This window comes from Peribacillus sp. 05N428 (genome assembly GCF_056397085.1).
Genome location: NZ_JBFTMS010000009.1, coordinates 86,988 through 109,429 on the forward strand (window position 1 = coordinate 86,988; position 22,442 = coordinate 109,429).

Annotated in this window: 17 protein-coding genes and 1 riboswitch; of the genes, 11 read left to right on the top strand and 6 right to left on the bottom strand. The window is 40.5% G+C overall.

Translation table 11 applies throughout. The annotated features are described in order from the left end of the window. The first annotated feature begins 373 nt into the window (after positions 1 to 373). Positions 374 to 1,879, top strand: a complete 1,506-nt coding sequence (locus AC1DIV_RS11310) for a malate:quinone oxidoreductase (protein ID WP_048685171.1) — start codon at positions 374 to 376, stop codon at positions 1,877 to 1,879. Between the two features lie 357 nt (positions 1,880 to 2,236). On the opposite strand, the gene AC1DIV_RS11315 is transcribed toward AC1DIV_RS11310, so the two are convergent. Continuing rightward, complete coding sequence (locus AC1DIV_RS11315) at positions 2,237 to 3,289, bottom strand: potassium channel family protein (RefSeq protein ID WP_063595222.1); 1,053 nt, start codon at positions 3,287 to 3,289, stop codon at positions 2,237 to 2,239. Between the two features lie 672 nt (positions 3,290 to 3,961). On the opposite strand from AC1DIV_RS11315, the gene AC1DIV_RS11320 reads away from it, so the two are divergent. The 4 genes from AC1DIV_RS11320 to AC1DIV_RS11335 all read left to right on the top strand — a co-directional run bounded on the left by AC1DIV_RS11320 (position 3,962) and on the right by AC1DIV_RS11335 (position 8,041). Continuing rightward, on the top strand, positions 3,962 to 5,299 hold the full coding sequence (locus tag AC1DIV_RS11320) for a YjiH family protein (protein ID WP_063592195.1): 1,338 nt from the start codon (positions 3,962 to 3,964) through the stop codon (positions 5,297 to 5,299). A gap of 516 nt (positions 5,300 to 5,815) precedes the next feature. Next, entirely contained in the window at positions 5,816 to 6,592 is a 777-nt protein-coding gene (locus AC1DIV_RS11325) for a transporter substrate-binding domain-containing protein (protein WP_048685177.1), read from the top strand. Between the two features lie 73 nt (positions 6,593 to 6,665). Then, positions 6,666 to 7,310 carry an amino acid ABC transporter permease gene (locus AC1DIV_RS11330; protein ID WP_340874259.1) on the top strand — a complete coding sequence of 215 codons (645 nt, stop codon included), beginning with the start codon at positions 6,666 to 6,668 and terminating at the stop codon, positions 7,308 to 7,310. After that, on the top strand, positions 7,307 to 8,041 hold the full coding sequence (locus tag AC1DIV_RS11335; protein ID WP_048685183.1) for an amino acid ABC transporter ATP-binding protein: 735 nt from the start codon (positions 7,307 to 7,309) through the stop codon (positions 8,039 to 8,041). Before AC1DIV_RS11330 ends, AC1DIV_RS11335 begins: the two co-directional genes overlap by 4 nt. A gap of 244 nt (positions 8,042 to 8,285) precedes the next feature. On the opposite strand, the gene AC1DIV_RS11340 is transcribed toward AC1DIV_RS11335, so the two are convergent. Then, the gene (locus AC1DIV_RS11340; protein WP_340874262.1) at positions 8,286 to 10,793 is read right to left on the bottom strand and encodes an NEW3 domain-containing protein; all 2,508 of its coding nucleotides are present in this window, start codon (positions 10,791 to 10,793) and stop codon (positions 8,286 to 8,288) included. Positions 10,794 to 11,042: 249 nt separating this feature from the next. Here AC1DIV_RS11340 and AC1DIV_RS11345 point away from each other — a divergent pair, with 249 nt between their 5' ends. The 5 genes from AC1DIV_RS11345 to argH are packed head-to-tail and all read left to right on the top strand — an operon-like array spanning position 11,043 to position 17,661. After that, positions 11,043 to 12,269, top strand: coding sequence for an ROK family transcriptional regulator (locus AC1DIV_RS11345; protein ID WP_048685189.1), 1,227 nt, complete (start codon positions 11,043 to 11,045; stop codon positions 12,267 to 12,269). Then, positions 12,269 to 13,348: an extracellular solute-binding protein gene (locus AC1DIV_RS11350; RefSeq protein ID WP_283867069.1), complete on the top strand. Its 1,080-nt coding sequence runs from the start codon at positions 12,269 to 12,271 to the stop codon at positions 13,346 to 13,348. The genes AC1DIV_RS11345 and AC1DIV_RS11350 overlap by 1 nt, the downstream gene beginning before the upstream one ends. Positions 13,349 to 13,363: 15 nt before the next feature. Continuing rightward, positions 13,364 to 14,476 (top strand): ABC transporter ATP-binding protein, encoded by a 1,113-nt coding sequence (locus AC1DIV_RS11355; RefSeq protein ID WP_323598824.1) that lies wholly within the window; start codon positions 13,364 to 13,366, stop codon positions 14,474 to 14,476. Beyond that, positions 14,473 to 16,161, top strand: a complete 1,689-nt coding sequence (locus AC1DIV_RS11360; RefSeq protein WP_340874270.1) for an ABC transporter permease — start codon at positions 14,473 to 14,475, stop codon at positions 16,159 to 16,161. Before AC1DIV_RS11355 ends, AC1DIV_RS11360 begins: the two co-directional genes overlap by 4 nt. 15 nt (positions 16,162 to 16,176) lie before the next feature. Next, positions 16,177 to 17,661 (top strand): argininosuccinate lyase, encoded by a 1,485-nt coding sequence (gene argH / locus AC1DIV_RS11365; protein ID WP_072272376.1) that lies wholly within the window; start codon positions 16,177 to 16,179, stop codon positions 17,659 to 17,661. Between the two features lie 8 nt (positions 17,662 to 17,669). Here the strand turns inward: argH and AC1DIV_RS11370 are convergent, their stop codons facing one another. Continuing rightward, positions 17,670 to 17,930, bottom strand: coding sequence for a hypothetical protein (locus tag AC1DIV_RS11370; protein WP_477576413.1), 261 nt, complete (start codon positions 17,928 to 17,930; stop codon positions 17,670 to 17,672). A 179-nt stretch (positions 17,931 to 18,109) separates the two neighbouring features. On the opposite strand from AC1DIV_RS11370, the gene AC1DIV_RS11375 reads away from it, so the two are divergent. Next, a complete protein-coding gene (locus AC1DIV_RS11375) occupies positions 18,110 to 18,316 on the top strand; it encodes a hypothetical protein (protein WP_323598822.1) in 207 nt (68 codons plus the stop codon). A gap of 133 nt (positions 18,317 to 18,449) precedes the next feature. Here AC1DIV_RS11375 and AC1DIV_RS11380 read toward each other — a convergent pair whose 3' ends face one another. The 3 genes from AC1DIV_RS11380 to AC1DIV_RS11390 all read right to left on the bottom strand — a co-directional run bounded on the left by AC1DIV_RS11380 (position 18,450) and on the right by AC1DIV_RS11390 (position 21,741). After that, positions 18,450 to 19,928 carry a sodium:solute symporter family protein gene (locus tag AC1DIV_RS11380; RefSeq protein ID WP_323598821.1) on the bottom strand — a complete coding sequence of 493 codons (1,479 nt, stop codon included), beginning with the start codon at positions 19,926 to 19,928 and terminating at the stop codon, positions 18,450 to 18,452. Then, on the bottom strand, positions 19,925 to 20,125 hold the full coding sequence (locus AC1DIV_RS11385; RefSeq protein ID WP_048685209.1) for a DUF3311 domain-containing protein: 201 nt from the start codon (positions 20,123 to 20,125) through the stop codon (positions 19,925 to 19,927). Before AC1DIV_RS11385 ends, AC1DIV_RS11380 begins: the two co-directional genes overlap by 4 nt. Before the next feature lie 272 nt (positions 20,126 to 20,397). Continuing rightward, a complete protein-coding gene (locus AC1DIV_RS11390) occupies positions 20,398 to 21,741 on the bottom strand; it encodes an amino acid permease (protein WP_477576414.1) in 1,344 nt (447 codons plus the stop codon). A gap of 208 nt (positions 21,742 to 21,949) precedes the next feature. Then, positions 21,950 to 22,028: riboswitch (glycine riboswitch) on the bottom strand. Between the last annotated feature and the right edge of the window lie 414 nt (positions 22,029 to 22,442).

Genomic DNA, 22,442 nt, shown 5'->3' on the forward strand with positions numbered 1-22,442 from the left:
AGGGAAATGGTTACAGAAAGTTCTAATTTCCCTTTTGTTTTTGTCAATAAATGTGTATTTTCCTGGCTTTTTCGAATCTGTCAATATTATTTCACTAACAGTTTCTTCCTTCAATGATGGGAAGTTGCTGAAGAAATCTTTTAATGCGACTATCGGGGCGGATAAGTTTAAGCTAATTTCTTCTCAAAATCAACATTTTAACAAAAAAAGTAATAGTAGAATATTTTAATCTATGAAATAATAATAATAGATTATGATATAGTTATAAGGAGACAGAAAAGGTGTGTTCCTAGTTCGTGCCGGGCTTTTTTTTGACACCTAAGCAGGAGCGCCTACATCTTTTTTGCAAATATAGGGGATAAGGAAGGTTATAATGAGCAACATACAGAAACAAACAGACGTTATCTTAATTGGCGGCGGAGTCATGAGCGCGACTTTGGGATCATTACTGAAAGAGTTAGCACCGGAATGGGAAATCAAAGTATTTGAGAAGCTTGCAAACGCAGGAGAAGAAAGCTCTAACGAATGGAATAATGCGGGTACGGGTCATTCTGCGCTGTGCGAGCTTAACTATACATCCGAAAAAGCTGACGGATCTATAGATATTAGCAAAGCAATTAAAATAAATGAACAGTTCCAAGTTTCATTGCAGTTTTGGTCGTATCTTGTAAACTGTAAGCTGATTGATAATCCGCAAGACTTTATCATGCCATTGCCTCATATGAGTATGGTGCAAGGGGATAAAAATGTAGCGTTCTTAAAGAAACGTTTTGAAGCGCTGTCCAAAAATCCTCTGTTCCAAGGTATGGAGTATTCCGATGACCCAGCAAAACTGATGGAATGGATTCCACTTATTATGCAAGACCGTCCATCGAATGAATCTATAGCGGCAACAAAAATTGATTACGGTACAGACGTTAACTTCGGTGCTCTGACACGCATGTTGTTTGACCACTTAAAGGCTCAAAACGTCGATATCAAATATAAACATAGTGTTGATAATGTTAAACGTGCCAGTGATGGCTCATGGGAATTAAAAGTGCGTAATGTCGATACCGGTAGCGTAGAACGTCATAATGCTAAATTCGTCTTTATCGGAGGCGGGGGCGGAAGCTTGCATTTACTGCAAAAATCCGGCATTCCTGAAGGGAAACATATCGGAGGATTCCCGGTAAGTGGATACTTCATGGTATGTAATAATCCGGAAGTTGTTGCACAGCATCATGGGAAAGTATACGGAAAAGCTAAAGTTGGTGCACCACCAATGTCTGTTCCGCATCTTGATACACGTTTTATCGACAATAAAAAATCGTTGCTATTTGGACCATTTGCGGGCTTCTCACCGAAGTTCTTAAAAACAGGTTCAATGTTCGATTTAATAACTTCCGTAAAACCGAATAATGTTTTAACTATGTTGGCGGCTGGCGCAAAAGAGATGCCATTGACAAAATACTTGATCCAGCAAGTTATGTTATCGAAAGAACAGCGTATGGAAGAGTTACGAGAGTTCATCCCGAACGCTAAGAGCGAGGATTGGGATTTAGTAGTGGCTGGCCAACGTGTACAAGTTATCAAAGATACTGCTGAAGGCGGCAAAGGTACACTTCAATTTGGTACGGAAGTTGTAAGTGCATCCGATGGCTCAATTGCAGCATTGCTAGGTGCTTCTCCAGGGGCTTCTACTGCTGTTCACGTTATGCTTGAGGTAATTAATAAATGCTTCCCGCAACGCATGAAAGAGTGGGAACCGAAAATTAAAGAAATGATTCCTTCTTATGGAGAGTCACTAATGGAAAATACAGAGCTTTTGCACGAAATTCAAACTTCAACATCAGAGACGCTTGGTCTTAGCAAAAAAAAAGAGCTAGTTTATAGTTAATTTTTGGATATCGAAGCAACATTGAAATTAAAAACAACAGAACCTTTAATCGATCTTTGATTGAAGGTTCTTTTTTTGTTTTAAAGTCTATTCAATTAAGGATGCATATTTGCAGGCAAATTCGAAGAAAATTGAGTTTATGGCTTGTACAATTTGGACGTTGATTGGAACGAGAGGCACTCGGCTTTCCGCGGGCGGTCCTCCCTCGGCTTGCGACTGCGGGGTCTACCCTTGACGCGCTTTTCTAAGCAGGAGTCTCGAACACCCGCTCCAATCAACTTAGTTTTAACTTTAGATAAAACCCTTTTGTCTACAAACTGAGGGATGCCATTATAGCATCCCTAAAGATTTCTGCTTCTAATGTATTTTTGAATTTATTTTGGAAATGGTCTCTTTATCGCAAATAATGAAAAGCTGTGCATCATCGGGAATTCGTGCATCTAATTTTTGGTTTATGTTAAGATCACCACGATCTGCTACCAGTGTGGCCCCTTTATTAAGAAGGTCCATGAATGCATCACGATAGGTTCGCCATTCATCTTGTTTAGAAATCTCATACATCGTCTCTTCATACTTTGAGCTCATAAGTTCTGAATACATGTGAGTGACTCCATGAGAAAATAAGGATCGTACTGCTGCGTGGGAGATCATTTCTTGTGTAGGAATAAACTCATCCACCTTTACACGCTCAAATAAACGAATATGCTTTTGATTGATTACCTCAGCGGTGACGTGTATTGCCGTATTGGTTTTTTCTTCAATGGACGTTATGGCAGTGGCAACTAATAATGTCTTTCCATCGACAAGTAACGGATCCTTTGTAGCATAATTATCTTGTGTTATTTGGTCAGCAAAAATGATAACGCCTTTTGCTTTAGAAAGATTTGCACGGAGTAATGTTTCTTCATCCGTGGCATCCCCGCGAACATAAAACAGACGCTCCTCCATCATGGGGGATTTTTCCAGGTTATCAATGATTACAATATCGATGGTTTCATCAGATTTAAAAATTTCTTGAATTGCTGATTTTGACTTTTCACTCCATCCAATCAGAATGATATGATTTTTACCTGTATATTTCATTTTTCCACCAACTTTACGTTTTTCGATAAGATATACAGATTTAATGATTTTTCCAATAAAAAGACTAACAAGCCCAATACCCGTTATGTATAGACCGATGGTAAATGCTTTTCCAAGATCGGTGACCGGTGCATAGTCACCAAAACCAACCGTAGCAAGCGTTGTAAGAACCCAGTAAACTGAAGTTAAATATGATTCGAACGTCTGTGGCTCTATAGAAAAAGCAATATATGCTGCAACTAATATGTATAAAATGGCAAATGGTATAAAGATTTTCCCTCTTAATTTAATCAGGTAATATATTATTTTTTTTACCTTAATTCTCATCATACCCATCCTAGTTATTAAGTCATCGTCGATTGAATTTATATTTCCCCAATTTAACAGATAATTAAACGTAAGAGTAAGAACTATTTATCCCCAAGTTGGGAGCAAAAAGCATATAAAAGAAAGCTTGATTGGATGTGTGACGTTCAGCTCTGTTTCTTATGCAAAAAAGGGGCAGGAACACTGAGTTTTATCTGCCCAAGCTTAATAGACCACTCATTCAGTTAGTTTTTGGTACCAAAACTATAGATTCTGCTCTTAAATTTCGCTCTGATTTTAATATAGATTATAAAAAGGACAATAATAGATGAATTTTAGAATATAAATTATAAAATAATCATCAAAAAGTAAAATTATTATTAGAATTTTCAGTATACAATGAATGTTAAATAATGAGGAGGACAAGCAAAATGAAAGCGGATACAAGTGAAAGGGTAAAGATATTAAAAAAAGAACAGGATTGCATATAAAAGTCTCGCAACAAGTGGCAGTGCTTCGCATGTTAATGAACAATATTACCGGGTTTTAGTTGTGCACCGGTACACGGGGGATTAAAAGCGGCACATAGCTGGGGTGTTTTGCTGCTGGAATAAGGTGAAACTTTACGTGATTGGATGTGGGCATGACGCCAGAATTTACCCAGTAGGCAATTAAATTATAGGGGGAATGATTATGGAATCACCAAATGTTGCGACAAATACGAAACAAGAGGAGCCGCAGATTCAATCTACTACGAATGTACTGAAGTTTATTATATACAGTTTAATAGGAAGTTTTATGTTTTTTATTCCCATTACCATAAATGGTGTTTCAAGCATACCGATTGATCATATAGTAACATGGATCAAAGTAACCTTGCCGTCAGCCGTTCCCATTTATGCTCTTATTGTCATTCTATTAGGAGCTGTTTATCCATTTATTTCAAAAAGCTGGAGCAAAGATAAGGTATCAATCGTTTTTTCTTTATTAAAAGTATTAGGTGCTGTTGTTGCGATCTTAATATATTTCAAGATCGGACCCGAATGGTTAATGGCCCCAAGTATGGGTCCTTTCCTTTTCGAAAAACTTGTCATACCTGTAGGTCTTGTCGTTCCTTTAGGTGCTATATTTTTGGCGCTTCTCATTGGATACGGGCTTCTCGAATTTTTGGGTGTACTGATGCAGCCGATCATGAGGCCGATATTTAAAACGCCGGGGCGTTCAGCGGTTGATATGGTTGCTGATTTAGCAGGTAGCTATTCCATTGGTATGCTTATTACGAATCGACTATATAAAGAAGGAAAATACACCCTTAAAGAGGCAGCTATTATTGCAACTGGCTTTTCAACGGTTTCAGCAACGTTCATGATCGTTGTAGCAAAAACCCTCGGGCTTATGGATTTATGGTCGCTTTTCTTTTGGGTTTCTTTAGGAATCACGTACCTTGTCACTGCCATTACCGTACGCATTTGGCCATTAAATAAAATGAGCGACGAATATTATTCGGATAATGCGGATCCAGAAGAAGTTATCAAAGAAGGACTTTTCCGAAATGCCTGGAACAGTGCGATGGTGGGAGCAAATAATTCCGTAAGTCTTGGCAGAAATTTATGGGAGAACTTAAAGGACGGTTTTCTTATGACAATGAGCATTCTGCCGTCCATTTTATCCGTTGGTCTCATCAGCCTTGTATTAGCGGAGTACACTCCAATATTTAATTTACTTGGCTATCTTTTTTACCCATTTACCTGGGCATTGCAAATACCTGAACCATTTTTGGCTGCAAAAGCTTCAGCTATAGGAATTGCAGAAATGTTCCTGCCGGCGCTTCTTGTAGTTGATGCACCTCTGGTAACAAAGTTCATCATTGCCGTGGTTTCTGTTTCATCCATATTGTTCTTTTCAGCGACGATACCTTGTATCCTATCAACCGAAATCCCGATCAGCATTACGAAGTTGATTGTAATCTGGTTTGAACGGACACTCATCACGTTAATTATTACGGCACCCATCGCAATATTGCTGCTTTAGTGCAAATCAATGAATCTTAATTCGATCACAAATCGAACGGATGCGTTCGTATTATAAGGTCGACCAGTAATTACTGGTTGGCTTTTTTTGATAGAAGTAGACATGGTAGGACTCACGGTTGCGCGGGACATTTGAAGCAGGGGGAGTGGAAGGCGGAAAAACAATTCCTTGTATTCCAGTTTAAAAGCATCCAAAAGTTAATGATTTAGTTTTTTTCTTATCCAACTAATGGGCATCTACTATTAGGGATGACTAAAGGACCCTGGTGAATACCACCTTCCAATAGTCTTGTTTTAGAGGTATTGATGACATGATCGGCCATTTTTATCGAGAAGGATCCCATAGCCTTTTTATGTTTTCCATCACATGAACAATATTAGGAAAAACATCCATAAAAATTATTTGGAGAAAATAATATTTATTCTAAAAATTCATATTATAATACTTTATTCTTATGCTATATTATAGGGAGAATTATTTATTATCACGTATAATTTAAGAATTGGAGTGATTTGAATGAAGAAACTTGGTTTATTGAGTATGTTTTTGATTTTAACTATCTTTATCTCGGCTTGTGGAACCAATGAAGGAAAAAATGCAGGTGAGGAAAAGAAACCTGAAAAGGTATATAAAGTTGGTGTGGATACGACTTATCCTCCTTTTGAATTTAAAGAGGGGAACGACTATAAAGGTATCGATATTGAATTGATCAATGCAATCGCGAAAGACCAGGATTTCAAAATCAAATTGTCTCCAATGGATTTCGGTGGAATCATTCCGGCTATGCAAGCCAATCAGCTTGATGTGGCCATTGCGGGAATGAGCATTACAGAGGAAAGAAAAAAGGTAGTGGATTTCTCAACACCGTATTTTGATGCAGGGTTAACAATAGTTGTTAAGAAAGATAATACAAGCACTAAAACCGTTAAGGATCTTAAAGGAAAAACCATAGCAGTGAAAAAAGGAACAACAGGTGCTAAATATGCACAGGATAATGCTACGAAACTAGGAATCAAAGTTGTTCAATTCAATGATAGTCCAGCGATGTTCCAGGAAGTGGCCAACGGTAATGCGGATGCCCTTATAGAAGATTATCCTGTCATCTCATATGCAATCGCCCAAAAAGATCTTGGGTTGAAAATCGTAGGTGACCGTTTGAATGGTGACCAATATGGAATTGCTGTATTGAAAGGGCAAAACGAGGATTTATTGAAAAAAATAAATGATGGTCTTGCCAATCTTAAAAAAGACGGCACGTATGATGAAATTATAAAAACGTATCTTGGTGAATAAGGTTAATAAACAATAGATTAAAGCTCATTAGGCGCGCTTATTGCGCGCTTTCTTTTTCAAAGGGGTGAAAGAAATGGATATAATTGTTGCGGCGTTGCCACTTTTATTAAAAGGACTTCAGGTGACACTTTATATCTTTGTGATTGCCATTATCCTAGGGTTTTTGATTGGTTTACTTGTCGCATTGCTGCGACTTGCCCCCATCAAAATCTTGAACTGGATTGCAAAGGTTTATGTGGATGCAATACGAGGGACACCGTTCATCGTTCAGTTATTTTTTATCTATTTTGGTGTGAATTCATTGAATTTGATTTCTTTGGACAGTACAACAGCTGGAATAATTACCGTTGCAATCAATGCAGGGGCATATTTTGCTGAAATAATAAGGGCAGGGATACAATCAATCGATAAAGGGCAAACGGAGGCGGCAAGATCCATCGGGTTCACTGGAGCTCAAACAATGAGATATGTCGTGCTTCCGCAAGTCTTTAGAAGGATGCTCCCTACCATTACGAATCAATCGATCATTAGCTTGAAGGACACTTCTCTATTATCCGTCATTGGTATAGCCGATTTAACCCAGCAAGGTCAGATTCAAGCTTCGGCAACTTTTGAAGCATTCAAGATTTGGCTGGCCGTGGGTGTGATTTACTTTATCATCATCTATTTGTTAACCCTAATTGCTAACTTCATAGAAAGGAGGGTACAAGTTCGATGAGCATCATTACAGTAAAAAACCTAAGAAAATCATTTGGAACTGTCGAGGTTTTAAAAGATATAAATGCAGAAGTGCAGGAAAAGGAAGTAATTTGCGTAATAGGCCCTTCTGGATCTGGAAAGAGTACATTCCTGCGTTGCCTTAACCTCCTTGAGGAAGTTACCGGCGGCGAGGTGGTCATTAACGGACATGATATAACCGATCCTAAAAGGAAAATCAATATAAACAAAGTCCGGCAAGAAGTTGGAATGGTTTTTCAACATTTCAATCTATTTCCACATAAGACCGTTTTGGAGAACATAACCTTGGGCCCCATTAAAATTCGTGCCACCGATAAAGCGGAAGCAGGAAGATTAGCGCTTGAGTTATTGGATAAGGTTGGTCTAAAGGAAAAAGCAAATAGCTATCCGGGGGAACTTTCCGGCGGACAAAAACAGCGGGTCGCCATCGCAAGGGCATTGGCGATGAATCCGAAGATCATGCTATTTGATGAACCGACTTCTGCCCTTGACCCTGAAATGGTCGGTGATGTTTTGGAGGTAATGAAACAACTGGCTAAAGAAGGAATGACAATGGTCGTCGTTACGCATGAAATGGGCTTTGCCCGGGAAGTCGGGGACCGGGTGATATTCATGGATGGAGGGTATATCGTGGAAGAAAATGAGCCGAATGAATTATTCGGTAACCCACAGCACGAAAGAACCAAAGCATTCTTGAGCAAAGTGCTTTAACGGGATGCTTTTAAGATCGTAAATCATGAATGAAGTTGTGCATAAAGTGTGGACAAAGCAATGCGGGAAATGAGGGGAAACCCCAAACGCATGAGCCTTTCCCTCATCTTTGTGCATAACTTTTTTGGTTTTTAGAGCAGGAACCTATCAGTCAGGAGATGTTTTTATTCATATCAATTTCAATCGGGCAAACGTCACAGAAAAGAAACCTATGCATTTAACACATGCATAGGTTTCTTTTTATTTATTTGGCACCGTAACTAATCAAGTTCGTCATGATTCGATATCCGCCTGGAACCTGGCCTTGAATTTGCCTGTATAGGACAAGGTTGGTATAGAGGTAGGTGCCATTACCGTATTTAGCCATAAGGATACCGCCATCAAATGGTTCTTCATTCGGATCAGCCATGGAAATGAATGTTTCATACCGTTCATCCCATTCCATTGGGAAATACAATCCTCTTTCTTGGACCCAATTGCTCCAGTCATCCCTTGTTATTTTATTTGGATAGGTAAAAAGCGCCGATTCTGGTTTCGACACGTTTACTGTGGCTTTTTCATCGGTTACCCGCCAGCGAATCGAAGGATTCCCGAGGGTAAGAGGATATGGAGCCGTCTTCAAGGCATCCCATCCATCACCCGGTTTATGGTATTGCACGACGAGATGTCCGCCGTTTTCCACATACTCAAGTAAGCGCGCGTTATTTGCCTTTAAATCTTCCCTCGATAGATAGGCACGGATGCCTGTAACGATCGTGTCATATTGACTTAAATCACCTTCAGCTAAATCAGCTGCAGTTAACTTCGTAATGTTCAGCCCTGCATTGCTTAAGTAATCTGCCACTTTATCGAATCCGCTTTCAATGTACCCCACTTTTAATGAAGCTGGCTTCAAAAGCTCAAATGCAACGGTATTGATAGCTGCTGGGTATTGGTAATAGAATGTTCCGATATGGTCATAGGAAATCTCCTGAATGGTCGAATCAAAGGTTTTCCCATTGACAGTGGCAGCTGCCTTCACCTGATATTCACCTTTTTGGATGGCCTTCGGTGGTCTGAGGGTGAACTTCACTTGTTTTTCTTCTGATTTTTCATTAAATGATACAGTGGCATTTTGGGGATGAACTCCCCAATTTTCAGGGACTTTTAAAGCGACCTTTGCTGATGCTTTTCCTTCTGTATAATTTTTCAAGGTCACCGTCACTGGGATTTCCTCTTTTACATCTGCTGTATTTACGACGATATCTTCAGGAGATAAGGTAAGGCCAACGTCGGGAAGGACGGCGATCGTTCCATCCAATTCTTCCTTGATGGAAGTTTTTGTGCTCCCGTATTTATAAGAAATGCTGGTCGTAATGGTTGATTCATCATAGGCATGGTAATAAGCTGCATCTTCAGGGACTTCAACCAGGTAGGTCATTGTCGCTGATTTATTAGGTGCCAGATTGACATCTTTTGATTTTGTTTTTGTCTTCCATCCTTTAGGCACGTTCAATGCAGCAGCGACTTTTTTCAATGTTTGTTTCCCGTTATTCTTCATGGTTATGGTTACGTACGTATTTTGACCTTTAGTAAGAATCTTTGAAGCTGCTTCAGCTTGAACCTCGAGCCCTGAGGAGACATAACTGACGTTTTGCAATTGCTCTTCTTTTAATGAGAGCTTATGAAGCAAGTCGTTTTTGATGGCAGGGCTTAGCTTTGCCTTTTTGACTTGCGCAGTCATTGAACGAACATTGGAAAGAGCTTTTTGGGATGTTGAAAAAACACGTTTAGCATGGGGATAAGACTCAATAACAGCGTCCAGATTCCGTTGCAGGTACCTAAATTCACCTTTTAATTTTGAAGCTGAGCGAGGGAGTTTTTCAGCCCATTCAGTAAAATTGTAAGGTACACCTGCAAAAAGGTCCGACTCGCTTTTTATATCAACCGCGCTTTGCTTCAAATCCAAATGGATCTGGCGTGGTGCTGCAGGGATATCAGAACCCATGCCTTGGCTTTTGTGCAGATAGCGGGATTGTTCTCCAAGCTGTGGGTAAGTCATTTTGTATATTGGGTCATATTTACCGATTTCTATCGAAGTGGTTGCTTGATCTGCCGAGGAAACGGGCAAATATAACTTTTTCACTTGCCATACCGATAGACCTTGTTTCAATTGTTGTGGAAACACAGTTGGGTCGGCGGCATCCGTAAAGGCACGTTCACTTAGGATTGTCATTGTTCGATGATGTCCATGCTGGGTATCATCGTTTTGAAAGGATGGCATCAATATATCTGGCTGATACGTCCGAATAAAGCGGATAAGCCGTTCATATGTGAGTTCCTCGCCCCATTTTTGTAATGTTTCCTCTGGTGTTTTAGAGAAACCGAAATCATAAATGGGATCAGAGGTGGTTTCGCTTAGATGATAGGCTTTAACCCCGGTGATTTTTGCAGCTTCTATCATTTCCCTCGAACGGATGATTCCAAGAGCGTTGTCCAGTTCATCCCCAATTTCATTTTGTCCTCCCTCACCACGGTTTGCAATCAGGCTGGATGTTTTCACCCCTAACCCTCTCGATAGATAAGCGAGAAAGTCACTGCGTTCATCATCGGGATGGGCACCGCTGTTCAAGAATGTCACGGTCGTTTCGAGCGGCTTGACCGCATTCCATAATTCAACGTTGGTTTCATCAGGATTTGCAGCGCTGCCTCCAAGCGGCAATGACGCAAGAACCAACAAAAGGGAAAGCAACGATAACAAAGCTTTTTTCATTCTTTAACCCCCTTCAACTTTTATAAAACACCTAAAAAAATGTAGGTTAGTAATGTTTTCTAACTAACCAGACAAAAAAACCTATCTAATAAATAGCACTAATGGTTATAAATGTAAATAATGCGAAGTAACTATTAAAAATTGAACATTTAAACGTTCCGAAAAAATCTTGTGCGTTGAAATTATTTAAGTTATATTTTTACTTAATTAGGAAGATTTACTAACTAAATAATGTAAGGCCGTGATGTGATGAGTTTTAAAAGGACACCCAGTCATCAAAAATATGTAAATAAAAAAAGAATCATTCAATGCATCCAAGAATGTTCACCCATTTCAAGAGCTGAAATCGCCGTTAAGCTTCAGCTAAGTAAACCAACTGTTTCTCAGGCTGTGGATGAACTTATACAGGAGAAGTGGGTATTCGAGAAAGGAATAGGAGTATCCTCATCTCAAGGCGGGAGGAGGCCCATCCAGCTCTTTTTTAATGAAAAGGCTGCCTATATCATCGGTGTCGATATAGGCGGGACGAAAGTGAAAATCGTTTTAAGCGATTTAAGCGGCAACATCCTTGCTGACACTAGTTTTTCAACAAACACTTATTTAAATTCAGGGCTTCTTAAACAAATGGCGATTGAAACGGAGCGGTTAATTGCAAAGAATCAGATTGCGAAGGAAAGGATATTGGGGATGGGAGTCGGGATCCCTGGCATTACGCAAACGGCAAGCGGATTAGTAATAGAGGCACCGAGTTTAGGCTGGGTACAATATCCATTTATAGCAGAAGCGAAGCGTTATTTTGATTTCCCCATCTTTCTGGACAATGATGTAAACGCGGCTGCACTAGGTGAACAGTGGCTGGGTAATGCACAAAATAAGCGGAATTTGCTGTTCATTGCGGTTGGCACGGGAATCGGAAGCGGCATCATCTTGAATAACCAGTTATACAGAGGAGCTTCCAGTGCCGCTGGGGAAATGGGATATATGGTGACGGACAAAGAGGATATAAAACGTGAATTCAAGCCGATTTTCCATAGATACGGCTATTTGGAAAGTGTCGCAGGAGGCAAGTCGATTGGCGGTCATTTCACCAGGGAGGTCCTCAAGGATCCTCACCATTTTTTATTCGAACGGGCCAAATCTTCCGAACTATCAGGGGAGGATGCTTTTTTGGCAGCAAAAAAAGGAGACACGGCAGCTATGGCCATCATAAATGAAGCCATCGAACATTTAGCCTGCGGAATTGTCAATGCGGCTAGTTTGCTAAATCCGGAAGTGATCATTTTAGGAGGTGGTGTATTAAATTCTGCTGAATACATTTTACCTAGAATTCGGGAGGTCGTTGATCGATATCTTCCAAGTTTAGTAGAAATGAAAACTTCACAACTGGGAGAAAACGCAGGGGTGCTTGGAGCGGTTTCCCTTTTCTTAAGGGAACATGATGGCATTTTGAATTTTCGTGATGAGGGGGAATATTAATGAAAAATAGGAAAAAGTCGCTTGTTTCAGTACTGACCTTATCGGCAGCACTATTAATTTCGGGATGTAACGGTACAGATACGAAAACGAATTCGGATGCTGGCGAAAAGGGTGAGCTCGAAGATAAAATCGTTGTTTATTCGCCGCATGGCAAAGATATTTTATCAAAATTCGAAAAGCAGTTCGAAGATAAGTATGGTATTGATGTTGAGTGGCTTGATATGGGGTCTCAGGAAATCCTTGACCGTGTTCGTTCAGAGAAAAGTAATCCGCAGGCAGACGTTTGGTGGGGGGCACCTTCCACGAACTTCAATCAAGCAAAGGATGATGGGCTGCTGGCCGCTTATAAGCCTAGCTATTCCGATAGTCTCGATGAAGGATTCCGCGACCCGGAATGGTATTGGACAGGAACGAGCCAGACACCGGAAGTCATCATGTATAACAGCAAAGAATTATCAAAAGACGAGGTACCGAAAGATTGGGATGAGCTGCTTGATCCGAAATGGAAAGACGAAATCATCATCCGCTATCCGTTAGCCTCCGGAACGATGAGGACAATTTTTTCTGCGATGATCTATCGTACGTATAAGGATACAAATGATCCGAAAGAAGGGTATGACTGGTTAAAGAAGCTCGACCAAAACACGAAGGAATATTCAGCGAATCCTGAAATGATGTATAACAAGGTAGCCAAAGGAGAGGGCTCACTTTCCGTTTGGGCAATGCCGGATGTCGTCATGCTGAAAGAGAATAAAAATTATCCATTTGAGTTCGTCATTCCAGAAAGCGGAACGCCAGTATTGACAGAAGGTATCGCCATCGTTGAAGGTGCCAAGCATCCCAAAGCGGCTGAAGCCTTTTATGAGTTCGTGAATTCACCAGAAGCCGCAAAAACATTAGCAGAAGAATTTTACAGGATTCCGACCAGAAGTGATGTGAAGGGTTTACCTGAATGGATCACGGAAACGGAAATTAAAGCGATGGAAATTGATTGGAAGGCATTCCAGGAAAAAGGTGACGAGTGGATGAAATACTGGGACGAAAATATTAAAAGTGGAGATAAAGAAATTAAAGAATAAGGAAGTGTCGTTGGGATGGCGTCAATAAAAATAGAGAATGTCCAAAAAGCCTTCGGGAAAACGATAGCTGTTGACCAGTTAAATCTGGACATCAAAGAAGGTGAGTTTTTTACCTTTCTTGGTCCAAGCGGCTGCGGTAAAACGACAACACTTCGGATGATTGCCGGTTTTTATTATCCAACTAAAGGTGTCGTCCGATTTGGCGACAAAGATATGACGCGTGTACCTCCGGAGAAAAGAAATACAGGCATGGTTTTTCAAAACTATGCCCTCTTTCCCCATATGACTGTTTTTGAAAATGTAGCGTTTGGCTTGCGTGTGAGAAAGGTTTCTTCTGCTGACTTAAAGAAGAGAGTGCTGGATGCTCTCCAAAAGGTCAGGCTGGAGAGCTACTCGAATCGTCAAGTGAGCCAGTTAAGCGGAGGACAGCAGCAGCGGGTGGCCCTTGCGAGAGCACTGGTCATTGAACCGGAAATATTACTGCTGGATGAACCATTAAGTAATCTGGATGCCAAGCTTCGTGATGAAATGAGAGTGGAAATCTTAAGGCTGCAGCGTGATTATAAGATTACCACCATTTATGTCACACATGATCAGGCTGAGGCATTATCCATGAGTGATCGAATCGCTGTGTTCAATTATGGTGTATGTCACCAGGTCGGGACGCCAACAGAAATTTATAATCGGCCGGCCAATGATTTTGTGGCGAGTTTTATAGGCGAAATTAATCTTTTGCCCGTTCAAGTTGAAAAAGTTCAACAAGATAATATAGAGGTTGCCCTTAAGAATAGTGAACAACCGATTAAATTGAATGTGGGAAATCAAGCTAGGGACGGAATTTCAATCATACAGGGTGATGCTGACCTTGCTGTTTCGATTCGTCCTGAAGCAATCAGGATTCTGGATGTGACCGAAGAAGGAATGAATATCTTTAAAGGTAAAATAAATTCCGTCCAATTCTTTGGATCTGTTGTGAATGTCATGGTGGATGTTCAAGACGTGTTACTGAGGGTCGACGTATTTAACACCCATGATTTTGGATACTTTTATCAAGGAAAGGAAGTGTATGTCCAGCTTCCCGAGAAACAGCTGCGTCTTATCCCTGTCATAAGCGGTGATGCGACATGATTAAAAATCGTGATACGAGATTGACGGTTTGGCTCCTTATACCAGTTGTATTGGTGCTTATCGCATATGTACTCTACCCGTCAGTGAGGACCTTTATTGAAAGTCTGCACAAAGACGGAACGATATCCCTTGGAAATTATCAGGACTTCTTCGTACAGGAATCGAAAACGAACTTAGAGGCTCTTTGGAATTCTGTTTATATATCCTTATTGAGTGTATTGGTCAGTGCCTTGATTGGCATTCCGCTCGCATTCATTTTTAACCGTTACGATTTTCCCGGCAGAAGCTTCTTTTCATCAGCAGCGATTTTGCCGATTGTCCTTCCATCATTGGTAGGGGTCATGGCCTTTATGTTTTTATATGGAGAATCGGGTTTGATTCCAAATGCCATCAAGGACCTGTTTGGTCTCGAGAAGGTTCCATTCAAGATTGGCGGGGTATCGGGAATCCTTATCGTGCATGCCTATACGATGTATGTTTATTTTTATATGACCGTATCCGCTGCAATCAATAAAATAGATCCGTCACTTGAAGAAGCGGCGTATAACTTAGGCGCAAATAAAATCAAGGTTTTTTTGAAGGTGACATTTCCATTATTGACACCTGCCATCGTTGCCGCTTCACTACTTGTTTTCATGATATCGATGGCTTCTTTCAGTGCCCCGTTTTTATTAGCTGGCGGATACAGGGTGTTAAGCCTGCAAATTTATTTTTCAAAAATCAATGGTGATATGGAAATTGCCGCTACTCAATCCGTCATCCTATCCATCGTTTCGATTTCATTTCTATTATTCATGCGTTGGTATCAGAATAGGAAGGATTATCGCATGGCTTCGAAAGGAATAGGCGCACACAGGAGTGAAGTGAGGAACCCATTTATGAAATGGGTGATGGTCCTAACTGGTATCATCGGCGTAATTGTTTTGCTTTTACCGCACTTTACGATTCTATTGCTTTCACTTGTGCCGGATGGAACCTGGACATTTCAAACGTATCCCACAGTATTTAATGTGGAAAATTACAGGCTTTTGTTTGAAGACCCTAATATCTTCAAACCGTTAAGAAATAGTTTACTGATGGCGGTTATTGCAACGTTGGCAAATCTGGTGTTTGGGGTCATAGCGTCTTATGTACTTGTCAAACGGAAATTCGTCGGGAAAAGCTTTGTCGATATTCTGGTCATGATTCCTTGGGCGTTGCCTGCAACGGTCATAGGGATGAACTTGATATTCGCATTCAATGAACCTAGCGTTTTTTCTTTCGGTCAAATCTTGGTAGGAACATTTTGGATTTTGCCGCTTGCCTATTTCATCAGGCATATTCCACTCGTTGTCCGGTCGACTAATGCCGTTCTGGAGCAGCTGGATGATTCGATTGAGGAAGCAGCCAGAAACTTGGGGGCTAAGTGGTTTTATACCTTCAGAAGGGTCATATTTCCGATTATTATGCCTGGTGTTTTATCAGGGACATTATTGGCATTTATCGAATCTGTGGGGGAATTCCCGACCTCGGTCCTGTTGTACACGATTTCAAACAGGCCCATATCCATTGAAATCATGAATCAGCTTCGGATGTTCAATATGGGGCAGGCCGCTGCCTATGGGATGATTCAAATCACGCTGATTGTAATCGTTCTCTTAATTTCGAACAAGTTTTTTGGAATCAAAGCGGAAAAAGCTTTATAAATCGGAGGTTCAAAGATGAGCAGGCTTGAAGAATTTATCAAAAATGAAGGTAGTGTCTTTCCAGGAAAAACCTATGCTAGAGAGCTTCTGATGCCTGTTTTTAATGATCAAAGAGATTACTTATTTGATGCAATGTTCGATATTCATCGGGCACATGTCATCATGCTTTCGGAACAAAAGATCATTAAAGATGAAGAGGCGAAAACCATGCTTGATGGGATTCGGAAAGTGGCCCAAACAGATCTCGCGCAGTTGACCTATCAGCCCCAATTCGAAGACTTATTCTTCATGATGGAGGCAAAGATCGGTGAGGAAATCGGCCATGAACTTGCAGGGAAGATTCATATCGGCCGCAGTCGTAATGATATGGGGGTTGCGATGTACCGGCTTGTTTTGAGAGGTCATCTGCTCCAATTGGTTGGCTATGCAAACCAATTGAGTGAAGCATTCTTGGTGCAGGCTGAAAAACATACAGAAACCTATATTACAGGTTACACGCATACCCAACCGGCTCAGCCGACTACAATAGGACATTACTTTTTAGCCATTTATGATGTGCTTCAAAGGGATATTGGCCGGTTATGGGCAGCCTATGAAACGGTTAACCAATCCCCTTTGGGTGCAGCCGCGTTAACGACCACCGGCTTTCCGATCAGTCGGAACCGTACGGCTGAACTGCTTGGGTTTGATTCGGTGATTGAAAATTCCTATGACTCGATAGGCGGGGCAGATTATTTATTGGAAACCGCAACTGCCATCATGACGTGCATGGTCAATACCGGAAGGTGGATCCAAGATTTCCTGCAGCATGTGACAAGGGAGTTTGGTACATTTCACGTGGCGGACCCTTATGTTCAAGTGAGCAGCATCATGCCGCAAAAAAGGAATCCTGTCTCCATTGAACATTCCCGTTCGATTGCAAGCAGTGCGTATGGTGATGCACTTGCTGCAATGAATATGATTCACAATACACCATTTGGTGATATCGTCGATACGGAAGATGATTTACAGCCGCATTTATATCGCGCTTTTTCGAATGCAGGCCGTGTCATGAAACTAATGTATGCCGTCATATCGACTTTGAAAGTAAATGAAGAACATACAAAGAAAATGGCCGCAAAATCCAGTATAACGGTTACTGAATTAGCGGATACCCTATCAAGAGATTACGACATATCCTTTAGAAAAGCCCATTCGATAGCCAGTCATATTGCAAAAAAGTCGATTAGTGAAGGGAAAGAGCTATATGATTGGGACACACAAGAAATCAACAAGATCATAAATGAATTCGTTTCAGTGAACATAGCAGAAGATGAATGGAAAAAAATAATCTCTCCCGAATATTTTGTGGAAATCAGAAGCATTCAAGGCGGGCCCTCCCCGAAAGAGGTTACGAGAATGATTGTAAATAGAAAACAAAAACTGGAACAAGAGTTGCAGGAATATAAGAAAGTGGTCAAAGAATTGAATGATGGCAGGAAGGCTTTAGTGGATTACTGAAATGAACTTTAACGGGCATGAAATTCACGAGTATTTGCTCGAAACTCACGAGTAAAAGCATGAAATTCACGAGTATTTGCTTCAAACTCACGAGTAAAAGCATGAAATTCACGAGTATTTGCTTCAAACTCACGAGTAAAAGCATGAAATTCACGAGTATTTGCTTCAAACTCACGAGTAAAAGCATGAAATTCACGAGTATTTGCTCCTAACTCACGAATAAAAGCATGAACCTTCTGAAGAGAGTTTTTTTGTTGGCTCGGAAGCAATACGATCCATTTTACTGAGAAAGCTTCATATTTTATGATATATAGTCATTCTTTATCAGGGTGGCTATTTATTTTGGATTTTTAATGCAACTGAGTCATCCCCAGAGACAATGAATGTAGATTTATTCCTAAAAACAATTCTATTATTTGGAAAACATATAATATGAGGAGGAATGTTAATGTCAAATAGATATCAGTTCGGTGTTATCCTGATTTTAATAGCTTTCGTAATATCGATTACTTTTTGTTTGAATCCGGAAGTCTTATTAAGAGGCGGATATGATTTAGCTATTGATGGTCTGGTAGTATCCAGAACCTTGATGATTATTTTTTCGTTGTATTTATTAGTTAAAATAGGGGATTTGTTTATAAACAGAAAAGATTAATAGTCTAAAATGAGGTTTCCCATAAACAATATTGAGAAAGAGACACTATACTTGGAAGCCGATAATAAGTAAGGCTCAGTCTTTTGACTGAGCCTCCAATGTTTATTGATCCATAACCAGTTTCAAATTTGCTTCATATATCGTTAATGGATTTAGGTTCCAACTGAACCGCGTGCTTTTTGAAAGCAATACTCACCGTGATCATCACAATGAAATTGACTGCCAATGCAATGATTCCCACATTCAAATCTTTTGCTGCTTGCGGCAAGGATGGAAACAAGGTCCCTATTGTCGATTGGCTGAGTGTAATGCAGATTACGATGGCCAATCCGGTAATGATGCCGGCGATTGCTCCAAATTTATTGATCGGATTATTCCTTTTCAGACTAAAGAGAAGGGATGGAAAGAGCTGTGTGATGAGACTGTATCCCATAAGAATTAATGCCGACATCGTTTCGCCGCCGTTTAAGGTGAAGTAGACGGCTATAAGGGCAATGATTGGAACAAGGAACTTTGCTAATCGTACAATGTGGCGATCGGATACGGCAGGTGCAAATTCCTTATAGACGTTTTTCGCGAGCAGTGTAGCGACGCTCATCAAAAGCATGGATCCCGGCACCAATGCGGTCAACAATCCAGCGCCGCCGATTATGCCTATAAACCATGGATCAAAGGTCTCGATCGAAAGGCGCAGCAATGAGAGATCTGCATCTGCCCCAACGAGTCCGGGCACTTTCAATATAGCTGTAAACCCAACGAAAAAGACGAATAACAGCATGAGTGTATATAAAGGGCTGATGATGGCGTTCTTTCGAAATACCTTGCCGCTGCGTGCTGAATAAACAGCGCTGAAAACTTGTGGCCACATATAGAAACCGAATACGAGCAATATTACTGTGGAGATGAACCATGATACGCTAAGTCCCTGATCAGGGAACTTTAGAAAACCTGGCTTGGCCGCATCAATCGCTTCAAACATCGGCTGAAATCCGCCAAAGTAATGAATCGGCAGATAAATCCCCAAAAATCCTATTATGGCGACCATCATGATATCTTTAATGACCGCGGTCCAAACTGAACCGTGTATACCGGAGATCATCACATAAATGGTAAGGCTTATCGCCCCCATCCAAACTGCCTCAGACATAGAGATGGCACCATAAGATGCTTCTGAGACAATGATCCCCAATCCTTTCAGCTGCACGACGATCACTGGAATCATCGACACCACACCGACAAGTGCAGCCAAAATTCCTAAACTGGGACTCTTATATTTGCTTACAAAGAAATCGGATTGAGACATCAGTTTATTTTCTTTGGCGTATCTCCATATTTCCGGCAGGAGCCAATAGGATAATACGTAAGACAAAGTAATGTAAATTAGAACATATAGAGCGGGTGCGCCCTTGCCATAAGCCCAGCCGCTGCCGCCAAGGAAGGAGAAGGTCGTATAGATTTCCCCAGCCATCAGCAGAAAGACGAATATCGCACCAAAACCGCGTCCGCCCACCGTCCATTGTTCCAAGTCCATATCTTTTCCTTTTGAAGAGCGTATTCCTAAAAATATCGATAGAAGTAAAAATGCTAAAATGATTAAGAGAGCAATATTCATTCCTGGTCACCTTCCCGATTCCTGGGATCCAGCTTATACATGATGCCGAGTATGGCAGAGGTAAGGACCACCCACATAGCCATCCAGAACATATTGAAAGGCATCCCTAATACATATGGTTCTATTTTATTAACAAAAGGTAGAAATCCCAGTATGCCTATAAAAGGAACTAGTGTAAGAATATATATAATCTTCATTAAACAACCCCCTCCGTTTTAAATAAAGTGAAACGCCCACCAATGGGGGTTTATTCTTCAATGCCACTGATGGATGTGTGAACCGAACCGGATGGAAAATTCATACCTGACCGAAAAGGTCCGATAATATATATTAGCTTACACTATTTTGATATAAAATTTAATGCAGTTGCCTGATATATTTTAGCAGCAGTGCGCAGACAGCCGAACAATGATAGTTCATAAAACAGATAAAGCCTTGAATTCATAGTGAGTTCAAGGCTTTATTTCCTTTAGCTATATTTTTTCCTAGAGTTATATAGTATTACCAAAAGTATGAACCAGATTGGGGTCAAGAGCAGTGATAGTCGTGTAGCTTCAGCGAATAGCATAACAATAAGGATGAACAGGAATAATCCTAATATGGCGTAATTGACAAAGGGTGTAAAAGGAGTCTTGAAAGTCGATTTTGCTCTTAGGTCAGGCCTTGTTTTCGAATATTTGATATGGGAAATCAAGATAATGCTCCATACCCATATGAAACAGATGGCACTGATGGTCGTCACGACGGTAAATGCCTGTTCAGGTATCAGTTTGCTTAATAATGCCCCTATTGATACAACGATTGTGGATGTTAATAAGGCATTGCTCGGAACAGCCTGTTTATTTAATTTTTCCAGTTTAGCAGGGGCTTCGCCATTCCTGCTTAACGTATAAAGTATTCGGCTCGTTGAAAATAAACCGCTGTTGCATGCAGAAGCAGCGGATGTCAAAACGACGAAGTTGATGATCCCTGCAGCGACAGGAATGCCGATTAACGCAAAGACCTCTACAAATGGGCTGCTCGTGGCATCCAGTTGTGTCCATGGGTTGACGCAGAGAATGACGAATAGTGCACCAACATAGAAAAGTAAAATCCGGACAGGGATTTTATTGATGGCAGATGGAATGTTCTTTCTCGGGTTTGCCGTTTCTGCTGCAGAAACCCCGACCAATTCGACACCGACAAATGAGAAGACGACCAGCTGTAAAGATAATAGGAATCCAGAAATGCCATTAGGGAACATGCCCCCATGATTCCATAGGTTCGTTAGGGAAACCGTTCCGCTATTGGTATTGAAGCCGATGATCAAAAGGATGATACCCACGACGATTAAGGCGATGATCGTGATTACTTTAATGATGGCAAACCAGAATTCCAATTCACCAAATAACTTAACGGTCAAAAGGTTCAATCCTAACAGAATGACTAGGCATATTAGAGCCGGAATCCATTGAGGGATATCGAACCAATATTGCATATAGACGCCGACAGCTATGATATCGGCCATTGCGGTCATGATCCAACAGAACCAATATGTCCACCCTGTCACGAAGCCGGCCCATGGACCGACATATTCGGTTGCAAATTCAGTGAATGATGTATATCCTGCATTGGATAAGAGCAATTCCCCTAGTGCCCTCATCACAAAAAACAAGGCAATCCCTATTATCAGATAAGAAAATAATATAGAAGGTCCTGCCAATTGTATGGCTTTTCCGGAACCTAAAAATAATCCGGTGCCAATGGTTCCTCCTATTGCGATCAGTTGTACATGTCTATTTTTTAAATCTCTTTTTAATTCTTGTTTTGCCAATTCTTACGCCCCCGTCTTTTTATAGTCTTGGTAGTGAATGAGTTTACCTGCATGGTCTTGGAGAGAGGGACGTAATTTTTTCGTCCAGCTTTGCCTTTCCCATTGGTTTTAAAGCTGTTGTTTTTAGTCCAACCACAAAATGGACAATAAAAAAAGAGATTGGATAATACCAATCTCTTAAAGGGTTCAGAATAACAATTTTATCATTCGTTACTCTTCTGTCCTTTTGCCTGAGATTGTGAATCCTTCGGCGCTGCATCTTGTACAGTCTCTCCAGAAGCTGCTCCTGCTATAGTGTCATCCATAGCATTCATCGCTTGCTTTTATGCGGTTGTGAAGAAAGTCAGTCAGTATAATTTTCCACTGCTTGATCATTCATTATGCTTATAAAATAATATTGGAATTCTATCATCTATTTTTCGGTAGGTCAACAATTTTTTTGAAAGGAAACAGGCATTATCTGTAGTTTAATAGTGGTCTTAATTTTTATAAAGGTACTTGAAAAATTTATTTTTTTGGATGATCACTATTATGAAATATTGATCATCATTTTTTAAAAATGATATTTTTCGATTAGGAAAATTGCCAAGATATATTTGGCAACTGTTTATTTCAAAAATACAATTGTATTTTTACAGAATATTTACTATTATAAGATAAGAAAACATAAATGAAGTGTTATTGATATTTTTTCGATAGAG

Coding starts and splice junctions, on each gene's coding strand:
- AC1DIV_RS11310 (WP_048685171.1), top strand. CDS start 374: ATGAGCAACATACAGAAACAAACAGACGTTATCTTAATTGGCGGCGGA.
- AC1DIV_RS11315 (WP_063595222.1), bottom strand. CDS start 3,289: ATGAGAATTAAGGTAAAAAAAATAATATATTACCTGATTAAATTAAGA.
- AC1DIV_RS11320 (WP_063592195.1), top strand. CDS start 3,962: ATGGAATCACCAAATGTTGCGACAAATACGAAACAAGAGGAGCCGCAG.
- AC1DIV_RS11325 (WP_048685177.1), top strand. CDS start 5,816: ATGAAGAAACTTGGTTTATTGAGTATGTTTTTGATTTTAACTATCTTT.
- AC1DIV_RS11330 (WP_340874259.1), top strand. CDS start 6,666: ATGGATATAATTGTTGCGGCGTTGCCACTTTTATTAAAAGGACTTCAG.
- AC1DIV_RS11335 (WP_048685183.1), top strand. CDS start 7,307: ATGAGCATCATTACAGTAAAAAACCTAAGAAAATCATTTGGAACTGTC.
- AC1DIV_RS11340 (WP_340874262.1), bottom strand. CDS start 10,793: ATGAAAAAAGCTTTGTTATCGTTGCTTTCCCTTTTGTTGGTTCTTGCG.
- AC1DIV_RS11345 (WP_048685189.1), top strand. CDS start 11,043: ATGAGTTTTAAAAGGACACCCAGTCATCAAAAATATGTAAATAAAAAA.
- AC1DIV_RS11350 (WP_283867069.1), top strand. CDS start 12,269: ATGAAAAATAGGAAAAAGTCGCTTGTTTCAGTACTGACCTTATCGGCA.
- AC1DIV_RS11355 (WP_323598824.1), top strand. CDS start 13,364: ATGGCGTCAATAAAAATAGAGAATGTCCAAAAAGCCTTCGGGAAAACG.
- AC1DIV_RS11360 (WP_340874270.1), top strand. CDS start 14,473: ATGATTAAAAATCGTGATACGAGATTGACGGTTTGGCTCCTTATACCA.
- argH (WP_072272376.1), top strand. CDS start 16,177: ATGAGCAGGCTTGAAGAATTTATCAAAAATGAAGGTAGTGTCTTTCCA.
- AC1DIV_RS11375 (WP_323598822.1), top strand. CDS start 18,110: ATGTCAAATAGATATCAGTTCGGTGTTATCCTGATTTTAATAGCTTTC.
- AC1DIV_RS11380 (WP_323598821.1), bottom strand. CDS start 19,928: ATGAATATTGCTCTCTTAATCATTTTAGCATTTTTACTTCTATCGATA.
- AC1DIV_RS11385 (WP_048685209.1), bottom strand. CDS start 20,125: ATGAAGATTATATATATTCTTACACTAGTTCCTTTTATAGGCATACTG.